13 protein-coding genes and 1 pseudogene are annotated in these 16,703 nt (G+C 68.8%); 9 read left to right on the forward strand and 5 right to left on the reverse strand.

All coding sequences use genetic code 11. The annotated features are described in order from the left end of the window. Nucleotides 1–35: 35 nt before the first annotated feature. From V3391_RS10475 to V3391_RS10490, 4 genes and pseudogenes are all read right to left on the reverse strand, one after another. Nucleotides 36–461: pseudogene (locus V3391_RS10475) on the reverse strand (Sir2 family NAD-dependent protein deacetylase); the annotation flags it as partial. Between the two features lie 2 nt (nt 462–463). Beyond that, nucleotides 464–2,194 (reverse strand): YbaL family putative K(+) efflux transporter, encoded by a 1,731-nt coding sequence (ybaL, locus tag V3391_RS10480; RefSeq protein ID WP_332078351.1) that lies wholly within the window; start codon nt 2,192–2,194, stop codon nt 464–466. Between the two features lie 501 nt (nt 2,195–2,695). Beyond that, nucleotides 2,696–5,095, reverse strand: a complete 2,400-nt coding sequence (locus V3391_RS10485; RefSeq protein WP_332078352.1) for a TonB-dependent receptor plug domain-containing protein — start codon at nt 5,093–5,095, stop codon at nt 2,696–2,698. A 176-nt stretch (nt 5,096–5,271) separates the two neighbouring features. After that, the gene (locus tag V3391_RS10490) at nt 5,272–7,671 is read right to left on the reverse strand and encodes a TonB-dependent receptor plug domain-containing protein (RefSeq protein ID WP_332078353.1); all 2,400 of its coding nucleotides are present in this window, start codon (nt 7,669–7,671) and stop codon (nt 5,272–5,274) included. A gap of 209 nt (nt 7,672–7,880) precedes the next feature. Between V3391_RS10490 and V3391_RS10495 the strand changes: the two genes are divergently transcribed. From V3391_RS10495 to V3391_RS10515, 5 genes are all read left to right on the forward strand, one after another. Next, on the forward strand, nt 7,881–9,749 hold the full coding sequence (locus tag V3391_RS10495; protein ID WP_332078354.1) for an ABC-F family ATP-binding cassette domain-containing protein: 1,869 nt from the start codon (nt 7,881–7,883) through the stop codon (nt 9,747–9,749). Nucleotides 9,750–9,808: 59 nt separating this feature from the next. Beyond that, nucleotides 9,809–10,504, forward strand: a complete 696-nt coding sequence (locus tag V3391_RS10500) for a hypothetical protein (RefSeq protein WP_332078355.1) — start codon at nt 9,809–9,811, stop codon at nt 10,502–10,504. Between the two features lie 123 nt (nt 10,505–10,627). Further along, a complete protein-coding gene (locus V3391_RS10505) occupies nt 10,628–10,975 on the forward strand; it encodes an FmdB family zinc ribbon protein (RefSeq protein ID WP_332078356.1) in 348 nt (115 codons plus the stop codon). Nucleotides 10,976–11,086: 111 nt separating this feature from the next. Beyond that, entirely contained in the window at nt 11,087–12,862 is a 1,776-nt protein-coding gene (aspS, locus tag V3391_RS10510; protein ID WP_332078357.1) for an aspartate--tRNA ligase, read from the forward strand. A 7-nt stretch (nt 12,863–12,869) separates the two neighbouring features. Further along, a complete protein-coding gene (locus V3391_RS10515; RefSeq protein ID WP_332078358.1) occupies nt 12,870–13,388 on the forward strand; it encodes a GNAT family N-acetyltransferase in 519 nt (172 codons plus the stop codon). Nucleotides 13,389–13,424: 36 nt separating this feature from the next. Here the strand turns inward: V3391_RS10515 and V3391_RS10520 are convergent, their stop codons facing one another. Beyond that, the gene (locus V3391_RS10520; RefSeq protein WP_332078359.1) at nt 13,425–13,853 is read right to left on the reverse strand and encodes an organic hydroperoxide resistance protein; all 429 of its coding nucleotides are present in this window, start codon (nt 13,851–13,853) and stop codon (nt 13,425–13,427) included. 115 nt (nt 13,854–13,968) lie between these two features. Here V3391_RS10520 and V3391_RS10525 point away from each other — a divergent pair, with 115 nt between their 5' ends. From V3391_RS10525 to ruvC, 4 genes are read left to right on the forward strand one after another with little or no spacing between them, the layout of a single operon-like run. After that, nucleotides 13,969–14,769 carry an AraC family transcriptional regulator gene (locus tag V3391_RS10525; protein ID WP_332078360.1) on the forward strand — a complete coding sequence of 267 codons (801 nt, stop codon included), beginning with the start codon at nt 13,969–13,971 and terminating at the stop codon, nt 14,767–14,769. Then, complete coding sequence (locus V3391_RS10530; RefSeq protein WP_332078362.1) at nt 14,766–15,407, forward strand: esterase/lipase family protein; 642 nt, start codon at nt 14,766–14,768, stop codon at nt 15,405–15,407. The genes V3391_RS10525 and V3391_RS10530 overlap by 4 nt, the downstream gene beginning before the upstream one ends. 37 nt (nt 15,408–15,444) lie before the next feature. Beyond that, the gene (locus V3391_RS10535) at nt 15,445–16,161 is read left to right on the forward strand and encodes a YebC/PmpR family DNA-binding transcriptional regulator (protein ID WP_332078363.1); all 717 of its coding nucleotides are present in this window, start codon (nt 15,445–15,447) and stop codon (nt 16,159–16,161) included. A gap of 8 nt (nt 16,162–16,169) precedes the next feature. Then, on the forward strand, nt 16,170–16,694 hold the full coding sequence (gene ruvC / locus V3391_RS10540) for a crossover junction endodeoxyribonuclease RuvC (protein WP_332078364.1): 525 nt from the start codon (nt 16,170–16,172) through the stop codon (nt 16,692–16,694). Nucleotides 16,695–16,703 lie beyond the last annotated feature (9 nt).

A 16,703-nucleotide genomic window follows, 5' to 3' on the forward strand; every position in this document is an offset into this window, starting at 1 on the left:
ACATCGGGCCGGAACGCTGCGCCGCAGGCCACACATGCAGGCGGGGTTTCGCGCGTCCCGCCGGCGGGCGGCAGAGGCGGCGCGAGGATCGGATCGGGCGTGACGCGCGCACCGCAACCGATGCAGCGCGAGGCCAACAGCCGGCCATGCAGGTGCAGCACGTCGCGTGTACCGCCGCGTTCGTGCAGATCGTCGACGTTCTGGGTGATCACGGTCAGCGCGTGACCGTCCCCGACGAGCGCGGCGACATCCACGTGTGCGGCATTCGGCGCGGCCGCGGCCACCATCGCCGCGCGCCAGCGGTACCAGCCCCAGACGAGCGCGGGATCGGCGCGGAACGCGTCGTCCGTCGCGAGGCGTTCGGCATCGAATCGCGCCCAAAGCCCGGTCAGTGCATCGCGGAACGTCGGAATGCCGCTCTCGGCGGAGATGCCCGCACCGCTGAGTACGACGAGGCGCATCGTCAGCCCGGCTGCGGCGCCTCGACCGGGACCGAACCCGGACGCACCGGTCGGAACGGCGGCGTCGACATCACCATTTCGGCCAGCGAATACGCCAGCTCGCGTTCGGCCAGCACCGCACCGTCGGCGCCGTGCTGCAGCAGATGTTTGACCTCGCCGTCGCTGTGCGCGCGGGCGAGTACGGTCAGTGCGGGATTGACCGCCTTCATGCGCTCGATCGCCTCACCGGCTTCAAGTGCCTGCGGAATCGCGAAGATCGCCAGTGCCGCGCGGTCGGGCGCGGCATCGAGCATCACCGGCTCGGACGCGATGTTGCCGCGCACGACGGTGAAGCCGCGCTCGCGGCCGCGGCGCACCAGTTCGTTGTCGTCCTCCACGATCACCAGCGGCACGCCGCGCTGCTTGAGCAGATCGGCGAGCTGACGACCCACGCGGCCGTAGCCGACCAGGATCGCGTGCCCGTGCAGATCGTCCGGCACGCCGTGTTCCGGCGGCAGCGGCGCTTCATGCGCGGCCGAGGCGGCGCGCGCGGCGAGTTCCTGCTTCGCCTGCCAGCGGTCGAGCCAGCCGAACAGCAGCGGATTGACCACGATCGACAGCAACGCACCTGCCAGCACCAGATCGCGCCCGGTTTCGGGCAGCAGCTTCAGCGCGACGCCGAGGCCGACGAGGATGAAGGAGAACTCGCCGATCTGCGCGAGGCTGGTCGAGATCGTCAGTGCCGTCGAGCGCGGGTGCTTGAACAGCCGCACGATGTAGTACGCGGCGATCGACTTGCCGACCACGATGATCAGGAACGTCGCCAGCACCTGCCACGGATGCTCGACGAGGATCATCGGGTTGAACAGCATGCCCACCGACACGAAGAACAGCACCGCGAACGCATCGCGCAAGGGCAGCGAATCGTTCGCGGCCTCGTGGCTGAACTCCGATTCGTTGAGCACCATGCCGGCGAAGAACGCGCCGAGCGCGAACGACACGCCGAACAGTGCGGACGCACCGAAGGCCACGCCAAGCGCGATCGCCAGCACCGACAGGGTGAACAGTTCGCGCTGGCCGGTGCCGGCGATGCGCTCGAGCACCCACGGAATCACCCGGCGGCCGACCAGCAGCATTACTGCGACGAAGGCGCTGACCTTGACCAGCGTCCAGAGGATCATCAGCGTGATCGCGCCGGCGCCCGGCGGCGTGTCGCCGCCGCGATCGGTGTAGATGTCGGCCAGCACCGGCAGCAGCACTAGGGCCAGCACCATCACCAGATCCTCGACGATCAGCCAGCCGACCGCGATCTTGCCGCGCCGGGTATCCAGCAATCGCCGCTCTTCCATCGCGCGCAGCAGCACCACCGTACTGGCGACCGACAACGCGAGGCCGAACACGAAGCCGCTGACCATCGGCCAGCCCATCAGCCACGCCAGCACCCAGCCGAGCACGGTGGCGACGGTGATCTGCGCGATGGCGCCGGGAATCGCGATGGACTTCACGTCCATCAGATCCTTGAGCGAGAAGTGCAGGCCGACGCCGAACATCAGCAGCATCACGCCGATTTCGGCGAGCTGGTTGGCGAGATCCTGGTCGGCGACGAAGCCGGGGGTGAACGGTCCGACGATGATGCCCGCGACCAGATAGCCCACCAGCGGCGAGAGCCGCAACTTGTTGGCGAGCGCGCCGAACACGAAGGCCATGCCGAGGCCGACGGCGACGATGTTGATCAGGTCGGTGTTGTGCGGCATCGAGGCTTCGCGCTGGACTGGTCTTGCAGTGTCGCCGACGCATTGCGACAGGGGCAAGCAGCAATGTGTGCGTTCTTCGTCGAATTTCGGTGTTGGCGGTGGGAAAGGCCGGGAACGGGCGGGAATGTGCCGGTCAAACGGACGGGATCGATATTGCAGCGAGCGCCTGCGCTCGGCCTCGGGCATGCGCGGCTGCTGCCAAGTCCATCTTCGGGGTCCGGTGGCAATCGATAAACCAAAGCACCCGAAGCAGTGAACCTGACGACCCGACAGCGGCCGGGCGGGCGCAGGCCGCGCCGAGCGCGCCATGGAGGGCACGCGCCCGAGTCAGGGCACGACGCTCTGACCGAGGGACGAGCGGTCCGCGCCCGCCCGGCCGCTGCGTTTCCGAAGTCGACGCCGTTCGATCCGAGTTCGCAGAGCGTCCTAAGAAAAATCCAGCCCCCGAAACGACGATGCCCCGGCAAGCCGGGGCATCGAAGCGCAGTCAGCAGATGCCGATTACCAGTTGTAGGCGACCTTCGCGTAGGCGAACGCGCCGCCGAAGCCGAACGGCGAGAGGTTGCTGTAGGGGAACTGCCCGTTGGTCGAGTTGCCGAAGATGTTCTCGTCCGGGTACTCGTTGAGCACGTTGTCCGCGCCCAGCGTCAAGGCCCAGTTGTCGCCCGGCTTGAACGTCGCCGACAGGTCGAGCAGCCACTTGGCGCCGTACTTCTGGTCGAGCGCCGCGTTGTTCGGCGTCGTGCGCACGCTGCCGTAGCGCGTGGTCGACACCGCGAACGCCCAGTCGTCCACGTTCCAGGTGCCCGAGAGCAGCAGCTTGTTACGCGGGAAGCCGTCCTCGATGCGGCCGATCTCGACGCGGTCGATGCGCTCGAGGTTCAGGCCGTTCTGCGCCAGTTCTTCCGGGTTCGCCGCGATGCGGGTGATCTCGGTCTTGGTGTGGTTGTAGCCGGCGGTCAGATCGAGGCTGCTAGCGGCGAGATCCCAGCGATAGCTGCCGACGACGTCGATGCCGCGCGTGCGCGTGTCGATGGCGTTGGTGAAGTAGCGGCCGCCGGTGATGCCGAAGATGCCCTGCGATTCGAGCAGGCGACGCACCGCGTCGCCGGTGAGGTTGGACGACAGCGCGATGCGGTCGTCGACATCGATCTGGTAGGCGTCGACGGTGACGTAGAGATTGTCGACCGGCTGCAGCACCAGACCGAGGCTGTAGGACAGCGATTCCTCGGGCTTCAGCGCCTCGGCGCCGAAGGCCTGCGCGACCGGGCTGCTGGCCGGGAAGGTGCGGATCTCGAACGGCGTGGTGATGCCGGCGATGAAGGTCGTGCTGACGGTCTGGAAATACTGCTGCGCCAGCGACGGTGCGCGGAAGCCGCTCGACACCGTGCCGCGCAGCGCGATCGCATCGTTGAAGGCGTAACGCGCCGAGAGCTTGCCCGAGACCTGGCTGCCGAAATCGTCGTAGTCCTCGTAACGCGCCGCGGCGCCGGCCGAGAACTTCTCTGTGAGGTCCGCTTCCAGGCCCGCGTACACCGCGTGGCTGTCACGGTCGAAGGCACCGGCGACTTCAGGCGCGAAACCGCCGAAACCCTGCGCACCTGCGCCCGCACCGGGCACGCCGCGGCCGGCGTTCGCGTACGAACCGAACTCGCCCGGCGACTGGTTCCACTTTTCGTTGCGACCTTCCACACCGAACGACAGCGTCGCCGGATAGGCCAGGCCGAGTTCCAGCGGACGGCTGATGTCGAGGTTGACGATGTTCTGCGTGGTCTCGAGCGCGCCGTCGTAGAACGACGTCGGCGAGGTCGCGCCCAGGCTCGCGTTGAGCGTGTTGCGCGTATAGAACTCGAGATGGTTGTAGCCGTAGTTGTAGCTCAGGTCCCAGTTCCACTCGCCGGCGTGGCCCTTGACGCCCGCGACCAGCGACCGGTCCTTGGAAATGTTGTTGATCTCCGGCAGGAAGCCGTCCGGATAGATGCTGCGGATGTTCTGCGCGGTGTTGTTTGGGGCGCGGAAGAACGCGAACGAGGTGATGTCGCGATTGCTCGCGGTACCGAATCCGTAGACGCTGATGCTGTCGGTCAGGGCGATGTCGGTGTTGAAACCGACCGCGCCGAAATCGACTTCCGGCTCGCCGATCACGAAGGCCTTCTGGCCGAGCGCGGGCTGGGTGACGCCGGGCGTGCCCGCGAACGGACGCGCGCGGTTGGTCTCTTCCTGCTGGCCGACCTGCGCCGACAGATGCAGGAAGCCGCGCTCACCGAGCGCCAGACCGGTGTCACCGGCGATCTGGGTCTGCTTGCCGTCGCCGGCCGAATACTGGCCCGCGCTCACCGACAGGCTGCCGCCTTTGGACGATCCCTTCAGCACCACGTTGACGACGCCGGCGATCGCATCGGAGCCGTACTGCGCCGATGCGCCATCGCGCAGCACTTCGACGCGGTCGATCGCCGAGATCGGAATGGTGTTGAGGTCGACCGGCGACGAGCCGCGGCCGATCGTGCCGTTGAGGTTGAGCAGCGACGAGGTGTGGCGGCGCTTGCCGTTGACCAGCACCAGCACCTGGTCGGGCGCGAGGCCGCGCAGCTGCGCCGGGCGGATCGCCGAGGTGCCGTCGGTCAGCGCCGGGCGCGGGAAGTTCAGCGAGGGCAGGGCGCGGGCGAGCGCCGTCGCGAGTTCCGTCGTGCCGGAGGCGGTCAGCGTCTCGGACGTGATGATGTCGATCGGCGACTGCGATTCGGCGACCGTGCGGTCGCTGACGCGGGTGCCGGTGACGATCAGCGTGTCGAGCGTGGAGGTGCGCGCCTGCGTGTCGGCGGGCGACTGCTGGGCGAACGCGGCGGTCGGGAACACCAGCGCCGCGGCGACGGCGAGGGTCAAACGGTGGGGGCGAAGCATCGGGGGAGGCCTGTTGTTGGAAATTCGTAAAGGCGATTGGAGCGCGTTGTCCTGAAAACGTCAATGATGATAAAAATGCGATCCAATCGTTCCTTCGGTGGAACGACGGTATCGGCCGCACACGACGACGCCCCGGCAGGCCGGGGCGTCGAGGACTCGCGGCATGACGCGCGGGTTTACCAGCGGTAGGCGGCGTTCGCGTAGACGAAGGCGCCGTTGAAGCCGAACGGCGAACTGCCGCTCCACGGCAGCTGGCCGCCGGTGGAGTTGGCGAACAGCACTTCGTCCGGATACTCGTTGAGCACGTTGTCGCCGCCGACGGTGAACTTCCACTTGTCGAGCGCGTAGGAGAACGCGAGATCCAGCGTCCAGGCCGCGTCGAAGGTCTGGTCGAGTGCGGCGGTGCTGCCGAGCACGCTGAACTCGCCGTAGCGCGTGGCATTGGCCGTCGCTTCGAACCCGCCCGCCGTCCAGGTGCCGCCGAGCAGGACCTTGTCGCGCGGCGCGCCGACCTCGAAGCGGCCGCGTTCGACCCGGTCGAAGCGCACCGCGGTCGGATCGATCGCGGTCAGTGTGGCCGGGTTCTCGGCCACCCGGTCGATGGTGGTCTTGTTGTAGTTGTAGCCGAGCGTCAGGTCGAGCTGGCTGTTCGCAAGCGCCCAGCCGTAGGTGCCGACCAGGTCCACGCCCTTGGTCGTGGTGTCGATGGCGTTGGTGAAGTAGCGACCGCCGCCGACGCCGGCGAAGCCGTTGGCCTGCAGGTAGTTGCGGACCGGCGCCGACGTGAGGTTGGCCGACAGCGAGATGCGGTCCTCGACCTTGATCTGGTAGGCGTCGACGGTGACGTAGAGGTTGTCGACCGGCTGCAGCACCAGACCCAGGCTGTAGTTGGTCGACTCCTCCGCGCGCAGCGGTTCAGCGCCCAGCGCGATCGCCGCCGGGTTGGTCACGCGGAAGGTCACGATGTCGAACGGCAGCGTGCCCTGCGGCGTCGCGATGAAGTTCGTCGCCGTCGACTGGAAGTACTGCTGCTGCAGCGACGGCGCGCGGAAGCCGGTCGAGGCCGTCGCGCGCAGGGCGATGGCATCGGTGAACTCGTAGCGGCTGGAGATCTTGAAGTTGCTGGTGTCGCCGAAATCGCTGAAGTCCTCGAAGCGACCGGCCACGCCCAGCGACAGCTTGTCGGTGAGGTCGGCTTCCAGGCCCGTGTAGAACGACAGCGCGTTGCGGTCGAACTCGCCGCCGTCGCCGGGACGGAAGCCCGCGAACACCTGCGCGCCCGGCAGCGGCGTGGTCTGGCCGGGCGCGACGACGCCGCCGTTCGCATACGACGCCGGCGCGCCCGGCGATTGGATGAAGCCGTCGCCGCGCCACTCGGCGCCGTAGGACCAGGTCACCGGATAATCGAGGCCCCATTCGAGCTGCTTGCTCAGATCGAGATTCAGCACGTGCTGGCGGACTTCCAGTGCGCCGGCGTAGAACTCGGTCGGCGACGTCGGCCCCAGGCTCCGGTTGAGCGTGTTGAGGATGTCGAACGTCATCTCGCTGTCGCCGTAGGTGTAGCTGAAGTCGATCGCGGTGCCGCCCGCGGTCTCGGCCTTGAAGCCGGCGGTGAAGTGGTGGTCGGTGGTGACGTTGTTGATCTGCGGCAGGAAGCCGTCGGGATAGATCGACGGGATGTTGCGCGGGTCGCCGGCCGGGCGGAAGAAGCCGTTCGAGAGCGAATCGCGCTTGGTATAGATGCCGGTGCCGTAGAACTGCAGGTATTCGGTCACCGGCAGTTCGGCGTTGAACGTCACCGAGCCGTGGTCGACTTCGGGATCGCCCTGGCGCTGCACGACGCGACCGAGCGGCGCGGTGGTCGGGCCGGGCGTGCCGATGAAGGGCCGCGCGCGGTTGGTCTGGTCCTGGTGCGCGCCCTGCGCGGACAGGTGCACGAAGCCGTCGGTGCCGATGCCGAAGCCGGCATCCGCCAGCACCTGGTACTGCGCGCCGTCACCGGCGCTGTACTGGCCGTAGCGCGCGGACACGCCACCGCTGCCGGCGCGTCCCTTGAGCACGATGTTGATCACGCCGGCGATCGCGTCCGAGCCGTACTGCGCCGACGCACCATCGCGCAGCACTTCGACGCGTTCGATCGCCGAGATCGGAATGGTGTTGAGGTCGACCGGCGACGAACTGCGGCCCTGCGATCCGTTGACGTTGACCAGTGCGCCGGAGTGGTAGCGCTTGCCGTTGACCAGCACCAGCACGTGATCGGGCGACAGACCGCGGATCTGCGCGGGGCGCACGGCGTCGGTGCCGTCGTTGATCGCCGGCCGCGGGAAGTTCAGCGACGGCAACGCGCGCGACAGCGCGGTCGCCAGTTCCGGTGTGCCGGTGGCGGTCAGCGTTTCGGGCGTGAGGATGTCGATCGGCGATTGCGATTCGGCCACCGTGCGATCGGACACGCGTGTGCCGGTGACGATCAGGGTGTCGAGTGTGCGCGGGCCTTGCCCGGCGGGTGTGTCCTGGGCGAGGACGGGGCCTGCGGCGAGCGATGCGAGCAGGGCCAGATGCAGCGGGTGTCGGGTCATGCGGCGGTCCTCGTGGGGGTAGGAGAGCGATGCGTGCGAAACGACTGCCCTTCGGCTTTAACACGCACGTAACAAACCGGTCAAAGGTTTCATCGGTATCGATGGCCGCTTCTGCCCCGGTTCCGCGTTTAAGCGATCCACGCACGAAATCCGCCGCCGGCACGTGCCGGAAAGCCGCCCGACAGGCGGCGTCCGGTAGAATCAGCGCCATGATCTCTTTCAAGAATTTCGCCCTGCGGCGCGGCGAACGGCTGCTGCTGTCCGAAATGGACCTGACCATGCATGCCGGTTGGCGCGTGGGCGTCGTCGGCCGCAACGGCACCGGCAAGTCCTCCCTGTTCGCGGCCGTGCGCGGCGAGGTCGAGGCCGACAAGGGCGATCTCGACCTGCCCAACCGCCTGCGCCTGGCGAGCATCGCCCAGGAGATGCCGTCGCTGCCGGACCCGGCCATCGAGTTCGTGCTCGGCGGCGACGCCGCCGTGGCCGCCGTGCTCAAGGCCGAGGCCGATGCGCTGGCCGCGGAAGACTGGGAAGCCGTCGCCGACGTGCACCTGCGCATGGCCGAAGTCGGCGCCTACGACGCCGGCGCGCGCGCCGGCAAGCTGCTGCATGGTCTGGGTTTCCCTGCCGATACCCACCAGCGCGCCGTCGCGACGTTCTCCGGCGGCTGGCGCGTGCGCCTGAATCTCGCCCGCGCGCTGATGACGCCCAGCGACATGCTGCTGCTCGACGAGCCGACCAACCATCTCGATCTCGACGCCGTGCTGTGGCTGGAGCAGTGGCTGCTGAAGTACCCGGGCACGCTGCTGCTGATCTCGCACGACCGCGAGTTTCTCGACAACGTCTGCACCCACACGCTGCATCTGCACGGCGGCAAGGCCAAGCTCTATTCCGGCGACTACACCTCGTTCGAGCGCCAGCGCTCCGAGCAGCTGCGCCTGCAGCAGATCACCCACGAGAAGTCGCAGGCCGAGAAGGCGCATCTGCAGAAGTTCATCGACCGCTTCAAGGCCAGCGCGGCCAAGGCCAAGCAGGCGCAGTCGCGGGTCAAGCGTCTGGCCAAGATGGCCGACACCGAAGCCGTGCGCGCCGAGCGCGAAGTGCAGATCGATTTCCCGGCGCCGGTGAAGCTGCCGCACGCGCTGCTGCGCATCAATCACGGCACCTGCGGCTATCCGGCCGCGGACGGGCAGGTCGTCATTCTCGACAACGTGGGCTTCGGCCTCGAAGCGGGGGATCGCATCGGTCTGCTCGGCCCGAACGGCGCCGGCAAGTCGACGCTGGTCAAGACGCTGGTCGGCGAGCTGCCGCTGCTGGCCGGCGAGCGCTACGCGCATCCCGATCTGCGCATCGGTTACTTCGCCCAGCACACGGTGGAATCGCTGGTCGCCGGCACGTCGCCGATCGACCATCTGCGCGAGATCTCGCCGACCGCGTCGATCCAGTCGTTCCGCGATTTCCTCGGCAAGTGGAGCTTCCCCGGCGATCGTGCGTTCGAAAGCATCGACGGGTTCTCCGGCGGCGAACGCGCGCGTCTGGCGCTGGCGCTGATCGCCTGGCTGCAGCCGAACGTGCTGCTGCTCGACGAACCGACCAACCATCTCGATCTGGAAATGCGCGAAGCCCTGGCCGAAGCGCTCAGCGATTTCGCCGGCGCGATCGTGCTGGTCTCGCATGACCGCCATCTCATCGGCCTGGTCAGCGACACCTTCTGGCGCGTGTCCGACGGCGTGGTGATTCCGTTCGATGGCGATCTCGACGAATACGCCGCGTGGCTGCGCGCGCGCGGCAATGCCGGCGAACTGCGCACGCCGCCGCCGACCAAAGCCGCCGCGCCCGCGCCCGCCGCCGCACCGGCCGCGGCGCGTCCGAAGGCCAATCCGCACAAGCTGCAGAAGGCCGAAGGGCGCGTGGCCGAACTCGAGCAGGCGCTCTCGGAGATCGACGGCGCACTCGCCGATCCGGGTACCTACGCCGATCCCGACAAGGCGACGTCGCTCGGTCAGCGCCAGGCCGCGCTGCGCGCCGAACTCGAACAGGCCGAGGGCGATCTGCTGGCGCTGTACGAGGCCGCGTGATCACGATCCCCGGGTTCGCCCGGGTTGCCGCTCCTGCGGGTGCCGGTTAGGGTGATGCGATGAACCCGAATCCGCTCCGACTCGCCCTGCTCGCCACCGTGATTTCGCTCGCCGCCTGTGGTGGGAAGGAATCCGCCGAACCCGCGCCGCCTGCCGCGGCCAATCCCACCGCCGATGCCGCCGCCGCTGCCGCGGCGGTCGATGCCGCCACCCAGCGCGTGCCCGCCGACGAATTCCTCGCCGCGATCGCGCGCCACTGCGGCGAAGCCTTCGCCGGCCGCATCATCACCAACGAGCCGGCGCCTGCGCCGGGCGCCGAGCCCGATCCGTTCGAAGGCAAGGAACTGGTGATGCACGTGCGCGACTGCAGCAACCGCAAGGAAGAGCTGCGCATCCCGTTCCATGTCGGCGACGACCACTCGCGCACTTGGATCCTGACCCGCACCGAACACGGCCTGCGTCTGAAGCACGACCACCGCATGCCCGACGGCAGCGACGATCCGGTGACCATGTACGGCGGCGAATCGCAGAACGCCGGCACCGCGCAGCGCCAGGAATTCCCGGTCGACGCAGAGTCCATCGCGCTGTTCGAGAAGGAAGGCCTCGACGCCTCGGTCACCAATACCTGGGCGATGGAAATCGAGCCCGGCAAGCGCTTCGTCTACGAGCTGGCCCGTCCGGGCGGCCGCAAGTTCCAGGTCGAGTTCGACCTGACCAAGACCGTCGCCGCCCCGCCGACACCCTGGGGCTACTGACCCGGCACGGGCGCCCTCGATGCGGCGCCCGCTCCGATCCCGCACAATCGCGCCCCCGGCCGGCTTGAACCGGCCCGGGGCGTCCTCATGTCCGTCCCCCTGAATTCCTCGCAGCGTCCCGCCATGCCGATCTATGCCTTCCAGTGCGCCGAATGCGGCCACAGTTTCGACCGTCTGCAGAAGATGTCCGATCCCGATCCCGACACCTGCCCGGAATGCGGCGCGTCCGCGGTCAAGCGGCAGCTCACCGCGCCGTCGTTCCGCCTCGCGGGCAGCGGCTGGTACGAGACCGACTTCAAGAAGGATGGTGACAAGAAGCGCAATCTGGTCGAAAGCGGCGACAGCGGCGCCAAGTCCGGCGGCGACAAGCCGGCGGCCGATGCGCCTGCGGCCAAGACCGAATCCAAGCCCGCGGCCAGCGAATCCAAGCCGGCCGCCAAGCCAGCCGCGAAGCCCGCTTCGGCGGACTGACGCCCCGCCAGCCGCGCGTGCCGCGGCGACGCCTTAAACTAGCGGGCTTCCATCCAGCACGACCGTCGCCACGGCGGCCCGTGCGCCCGCGCTTTCGTGTCCGGAGTTCCCATGCGTACCCATTTCTGCGGCCTGATCGACGAATCGCTGATCGGCCAGACCGTCACCCTGTGCGGCTGGGCCGACGTCGCCCGCGACCTCGGCGGCGTCTGCTTCATCGACCTGCGCGACCACGAAGGCATCGTGCAGGTGGTCGCCGAATCGTCGGATGCGGACGGCAACGCCGCCGTCGTCGCGACCGCGGAGCAGGTGGGCTACGAGGATTGCCTGCGCATCACCGGTACGGTGCGCGCGCGGCATTCGGTCAACGCGAAGATCCGCACCGGCCAGGTCGAGATCGTCGCCACGCAGATCGAGGTGTTGAACAAGGCCGAGCCGCTGCCGTTCCACCATCACGAGAACCCGGGCGAGGAAACGCGCCTGAAGTACCGCTATCTCGACCTGCGCCATCCGGAGATGCAGCGCCGGATGCGCACGCGCACGAAGCTGGTCAGCGCGCTGCGCCACTGGCTGGACGACAAGGGGTTCCAGGACATCGAGACGCCGATCCTGACGAAGGCGACGCCGGAAGGTGCGCGCGACTTCCTGGTGCCGGCGCGCATGCATCCGGGCGAGTTCTACGCATTGCCGCAGTCGCCGCAGCTGTTCAAGCAGATCCTGATGATGGCGGGCTTCGACCGCTACTACCAGATCGCGCGCTGCTTCCGCGACGAGGCGCTGCGCGCGGATCGCCAGCTGGAATTCACCCAGCTCGACATGGAGTTCGCGTGGGTGTCGGAGCGCGACGTGCAGGATCTCGTCGAGGCGATGATCCGCGATGTGTTCCGCGATGTCGCAGGCGTCGAGCTCGCCGCCGAATTCCCGCGCATGACCTACGCGGAAGCCATGCGCCGCTACGGGTCCGACAAGCCGGACCTGCGCATCGCACTGGAGCTGGTCGACGTCGCCGATCTGGTCAAGGACAGCCAGTTCGCGGTGTTCACCGGTCCGGCCAACGAAGCCGGCGGCCGCGTGTGCGCGCTGCGCATTCCGGGCGGCGCGGGTCTGAGCCGCAAGCAGATCGACGAGTACGCCGCGCACGCTGCGAAGTACGGCGCGAAGGGTCTGGCCTACATCAAGATTTCGGAGACGGGCGAAGTCAGCTCGCCGATCCAGAAGTTCTTCGACGAAGCCGCGTTCGCCGCGCTCGTGTCGCACGTCGGCGCCGGCAATGGCGACCTCGTGTTCTTCGGCGCCGGCAAGTATTCGACCGTCAGCGACTTCATGGGCGCGGTGCGCCTGAAGGCCGGCAAGGATTTCAGCCTCGTTGCCGACGGCTGGGCGCCGCTGTGGGTGACCGACTTCCCGATGTTCGAATGGGACGACGAGGCGCAGCGCTACGTGGCCCTGCATCATCCCTTCACCGCGCCGTCGGTCGACGACGAGGCCGACCTGCGCGCGAACGCCGCGACGGCCGTGTCGCGCGGTTACGACATGGTGCTCAACGGCAACGAGATCGGCGGCGGTTCGATCCGTATCCACCGCTCCTCGATGCAGTCGGCGGTGTTCGAGCTGCTCGGCATCGGCGCCGAGGAAGCGCAGGCGAAGTTCGGCTTCCTGCTGGACGCGCTGAAGTACGGCGCGCCGCCGCATGGCGGCATCGCGTTCGGCATCGACCGCATCGCCGCGCTGATGGCCGGTACCGAATCGATCCGCGACGTCATCGCATTCCCGAAGACCACCGGCGCGCAATGCCTGATGACCGATGCGCCGTCGCCGATCGCCGATGCGCAGCTGGCCGAAGTCCACATCCAGGTCCGTCCGGTCGTGGCGAAGCCGGCGGCCTGATCGCGCGATGACGACGCTCCGCCGCGCCACCGTCGACGATGCGCAGACGCTGTCCACGCTGGCCGCGCGCACGTTCACCGAGACCTTCGGCCATCTGTATCCGCCGGAGGATCTCGCGGCGTTTCTCGCCGATGCCTACGCGGTGGAGAAGCAGCGCACGATCCTCGCGCACCCGGGCTACGCGGTCTGGTTGCTGGAACACGAAGGCGAGGCGATCGGGCACGCCGCGGCCGGCCCCTGCGGCTTGCCGCACGCCGACGTCGCCAAGGGCGACGGCGAACTCAAGCGGCTCTATCTCGTGCAGGGCCACCAGGGCGGCGGCAACGGCACGCGGATGATGGACGCCGCGATGGACTGGCTGCTGCGCGACGGTCCGCGCACGCTGTGGGTCGGCGTGTGGTCGGAAAACCTCGGCGCGCAGCGCTTCTACGCGCGCCACGGCTTCGAGCAGGTCGGTGACTACTTCTTCCCGGTCGGCTCGATCAACGATCTGGAATTCATCCTGCGCCGTCCGGCGCAGGGCTGAGCGGGACGCGCCAGGCGCGTCCCACCCACCTGCGACTTACTCGGCGATCGACAGCGTCACGTCGATGTTGCCGCGGGTCGCATTCGAGTACGGGCACACGATGTGCGCGGCATCGACCAGCGTCTGCAGCTGCTCGCGATCCACGCCGGGCGCCGAGATGGTGAGATCGGCCTGGATGCCGAAGCCGGTCGGGATCTTGCCGATGCCGACCTTGCCGGTGACCGTGGTCTCGGCCGGCAGCGCGACCTTGTGCTGGCCAGCGACGAACTTCAGCGCGCCGAGGAAGCAGGCCGAGTAGCCCGCGGCGAACAGCTGTTCGGGATTCGTACCCGGGCCGCCGGCGCCGCCGAGTTCGCGCGGGGTCGACAGGGTGACGTCGAGGACGTTGTCGGACGAGGTGGCGCGGCCTTCGCGGCCGCCGGTGGCGCTGGCGGTGGCGGTGTAGAGCACGGTGTCGATGGACATCGGAAAATCTCCTGTCGGACCGGTCACGGGATGCGCCGGCGATGTGGTCATCGTGCACGGTCGCGGACGACGATTGGTGATACAAAGTCCATCAAACTTGTCCCGGAGTCCTGTCATGGTCGATCGTCTCGCGGCATTGCTCGACCGCTTTCCGATCACGGCGCGGGTCGATCCGCTCGGCGACGGCGCGCCGGGCGCCGCGCTGTGGTTGCTCCGCGACGGCGCCATCGCGCTGCCGGGTACCGGGGCGTGGACGGGCCCCGGGCTGCTGTTGCAGCCGCGCATCGAGGCCCGCGACGCGGTCAGCCCCGAAGCCGGCGCGGCCTGGATGCGCGTGCGGCTGTTGTTCGAAGGCGGCGCCGACAGTCCACTGGCCACGGCATTGCCGGGCGCGCTGTGGGTCTCGCCGGATGCGCTGCCGGGTTCGCAGGGCCTGCTGGCATTGCTGTTCGAAGAGGCCTTCGACGGACGTTGCGGTCGCACCGCGCTGATCGAGCGGCTGGTCGAGGCGCTGCTGGTGCAGGTGCTGCGCCAGCAGATGGAGGCGGGCGCGTTGCAGGGCGGATTGCTGGCCGGCATGGCGCATCCGCGGCTGCGGCGCGCGCTGGTGGCGATGCACGAGGCGCCGGCGCAGCCGTGGTCGCTGGAAACAATGGCGGACGCGGCCGGCATGTCGCGCAGCGCCTTCGCCGACGCGTTCCGCGAGGCGATCGGGCAGACGCCGGGCCAGTATCTGCAGGCCTGGCGCATCGGCCTCGCGCAACGCGCGCTGCGCCGCGGGCGGCCGCTGAAACTGATCGCCGACGAGGTGGGTTACGGCAGCGAGGCGGCGCTGTCGCGCGCGTTCAAGGCGCACAGCGGCGTATCGCCGCGGGCCTGGCGACAGGCGCGGGTGGCAGGCGAGGCCGTCGCGTGAGCGCTGCGCCGACGCGCGTGCTGCTGCTGCACGGCATCTGGATGGTCGGCCTGACGATGCGCCGATTCGCGCGTGGCCTGGCCGAGGCCGGCTTCGAACCGGAGATCATCGGTTACCCCAGCATCGCGGGTGGCCCGGATGCGGCGGCCGAACGCCTCGCCGACGCGTTCGCGCAAGGCCCGGCGCACGTCGTCGGCCACAGTCTCGGCGGCCTGTCGGCGCTGCGGGCGGCGGGCGCGGCGCCGGATCTGCCGGTGGGCCGCATCGTCTGTCTGGGCTCGCCGGTATGCGGCAGCGGCGCGGCGCATGCGCTGTCGCGGGTGCCGATGTCGCATCTGTACTTCGGCCGCAGCGCCGATCTCCTGCATGCGGGCTGCATCGAATGGCCGGCCGGCCTCGAGGTGGGCATGGTCGCCGGCTGCGTGCCGCGCGGGCTGGGCGCGCTGCTGGCGCGGTTCGACGGGCCGCACGACGGCACGGTATCGGTCGAGGAAACCCGCGCACCTGCGCTGGCCGACCACATCGTGGTGCAGGCCAGCCACAGCGGCCTGCTGCTGTCGGCCGACGCAGTGCGGCAGACAGTGGGATTCCTGCGTCACGGCCGCTTCGAGCACGCGCGGCCGCGGCATGCGGAGTAAAATCGCCGGCTTCCAACGCCAACAGACCTGACGACCCATGGGACGAGGACCTTCGATCGAGGCCCGCAAGAACGCGACCGACGCCAAGCGCGGCAAGATCTTCACCAAGATCATCCGCGAAATCGGTGTCGCGGCGCGTGCCGGCGGCGGTGATCCGTCGAACAATCCGCGCCTGCGCACGGCGATCGACAAGGGCATGGCCCAGAACATGACCAAGGACGTGGTCGAGCGCGCGATCAAGAAGGCGACCGGCGAGCTGGAAGGCGTCGAGTACGAAGAGATCCGCTACGAGGGCTACGCCCCGGGCGGCGTCGCCGTGATCGTGGACACGCTGACCGACAACCGCGTGCGCACCGTGGCCGAAGTGCGCCATGCGTTCGGCAAGTGCGGCGGCAACATGGGCACCGAAGGCTCGGTCGCCTTCATGTTCAAACGCCAGGGCGTGCTGAGTTTCGAGGGCATGGACGAAGACGCGGTGACCGAGGCCGCGATCGAGGCCGGCGCCGACGATATCGTGGTGTACCCCGAGGACGGCGCGATCGACGTGGTCACCAGCGCGGACGCGTTCGAATCCGTGCGCGATGCGATGGCGGCCGCGGGCATCGTCGCGGGCCACGCGGAGGTGACGTTCCGCGCCGACAACGACATCGCCGTCGACGGCGAGACGGCCGAGCAGGTGCGCAAGATGCTCGATCTGCTCGAGGATCTCGACGACGTGCAGGCGGTCTACTCGAACGCGCAGTTCGAGGGCTGAAGACCCCCGTGACCCGCATCCTCGGCATCGACCCCGGTTCGCAGCGCACCGGGGTCGGCATCATCGACGTGGATGCGGCCGGCAAGGTCACGCACGTGTTCCATGCGCCGCTGGTGCTGGTGACGGCGGGCGAGTTTCCCGCGCGCCTGCGTCGCCTGCTCGATGGGCTGACCGCGCTGATCATCGAGCACCGGCCCGACGAGGTCGCGATCGAAAAGGTCTTCATGGCGCGCAACCCGGACTCGGCGCTCAAGCTCGGCCAGGCGCGCGGCGCCGCGATCGGCGCGGTGGTGCTGCGCGATCTGCCGGTCAGCGAGTACGCCGCCACCGAGGTCAAGCTCGCGGTGGTCGGTCGCGGCAGCGCCGAGAAGGCGCAGATCCAGCACATGGTCGGGCTGATGCTCGGCCTGAGCGGCAAGTTGCAGGCCGACGCCGCCGATGCGCTGGCGGTCGCGATCACGCACGCGCACGTCAGCGCCACCGCGAAGCGGCTCGGCGTCGGCGTGCAGCAGGCCTGGGGGCGCAAGGGATGAACGCCGACG

The sequence above is a fragment of the Luteimonas flava genome, assembly GCF_036584485.1.
GTDB classification, from domain to species: domain Bacteria; phylum Pseudomonadota; class Gammaproteobacteria; order Xanthomonadales; family Xanthomonadaceae; genus Luteimonas; species Luteimonas flava.

Bases quoted from the DNA above. Each gene is read 5' to 3' on its own strand.
- V3391_RS10525 (WP_332078360.1), top strand. From the start codon at position 13,969: ATGGTCGATCGTCTCGCGGCATTGCTCGACCGCTTTCCGATCACGGCG.
- V3391_RS10485 (WP_332078352.1), bottom strand. From the start codon at position 5,095: ATGCTTCGCCCCCACCGTTTGACCCTCGCCGTCGCCGCGGCGCTGGTG.
- V3391_RS10490 (WP_332078353.1), bottom strand. From the start codon at position 7,671: ATGACCCGACACCCGCTGCATCTGGCCCTGCTCGCATCGCTCGCCGCA.
- ybaL (WP_332078351.1), bottom strand. From the start codon at position 2,194: ATGCCGCACAACACCGACCTGATCAACATCGTCGCCGTCGGCCTCGGC.
- V3391_RS10535 (WP_332078363.1), top strand. From the start codon at position 15,445: ATGGGACGAGGACCTTCGATCGAGGCCCGCAAGAACGCGACCGACGCC.
- V3391_RS10500 (WP_332078355.1), top strand. From the start codon at position 9,809: ATGAACCCGAATCCGCTCCGACTCGCCCTGCTCGCCACCGTGATTTCG.
- V3391_RS10520 (WP_332078359.1), bottom strand. From the start codon at position 13,853: ATGTCCATCGACACCGTGCTCTACACCGCCACCGCCAGCGCCACCGGC.
- aspS (WP_332078357.1), top strand. From the start codon at position 11,087: ATGCGTACCCATTTCTGCGGCCTGATCGACGAATCGCTGATCGGCCAG.
- V3391_RS10505 (WP_332078356.1), top strand. From the start codon at position 10,628: ATGCCGATCTATGCCTTCCAGTGCGCCGAATGCGGCCACAGTTTCGAC.
- V3391_RS10515 (WP_332078358.1), top strand. From the start codon at position 12,870: ATGACGACGCTCCGCCGCGCCACCGTCGACGATGCGCAGACGCTGTCC.
- V3391_RS10495 (WP_332078354.1), top strand. From the start codon at position 7,881: ATGATCTCTTTCAAGAATTTCGCCCTGCGGCGCGGCGAACGGCTGCTG.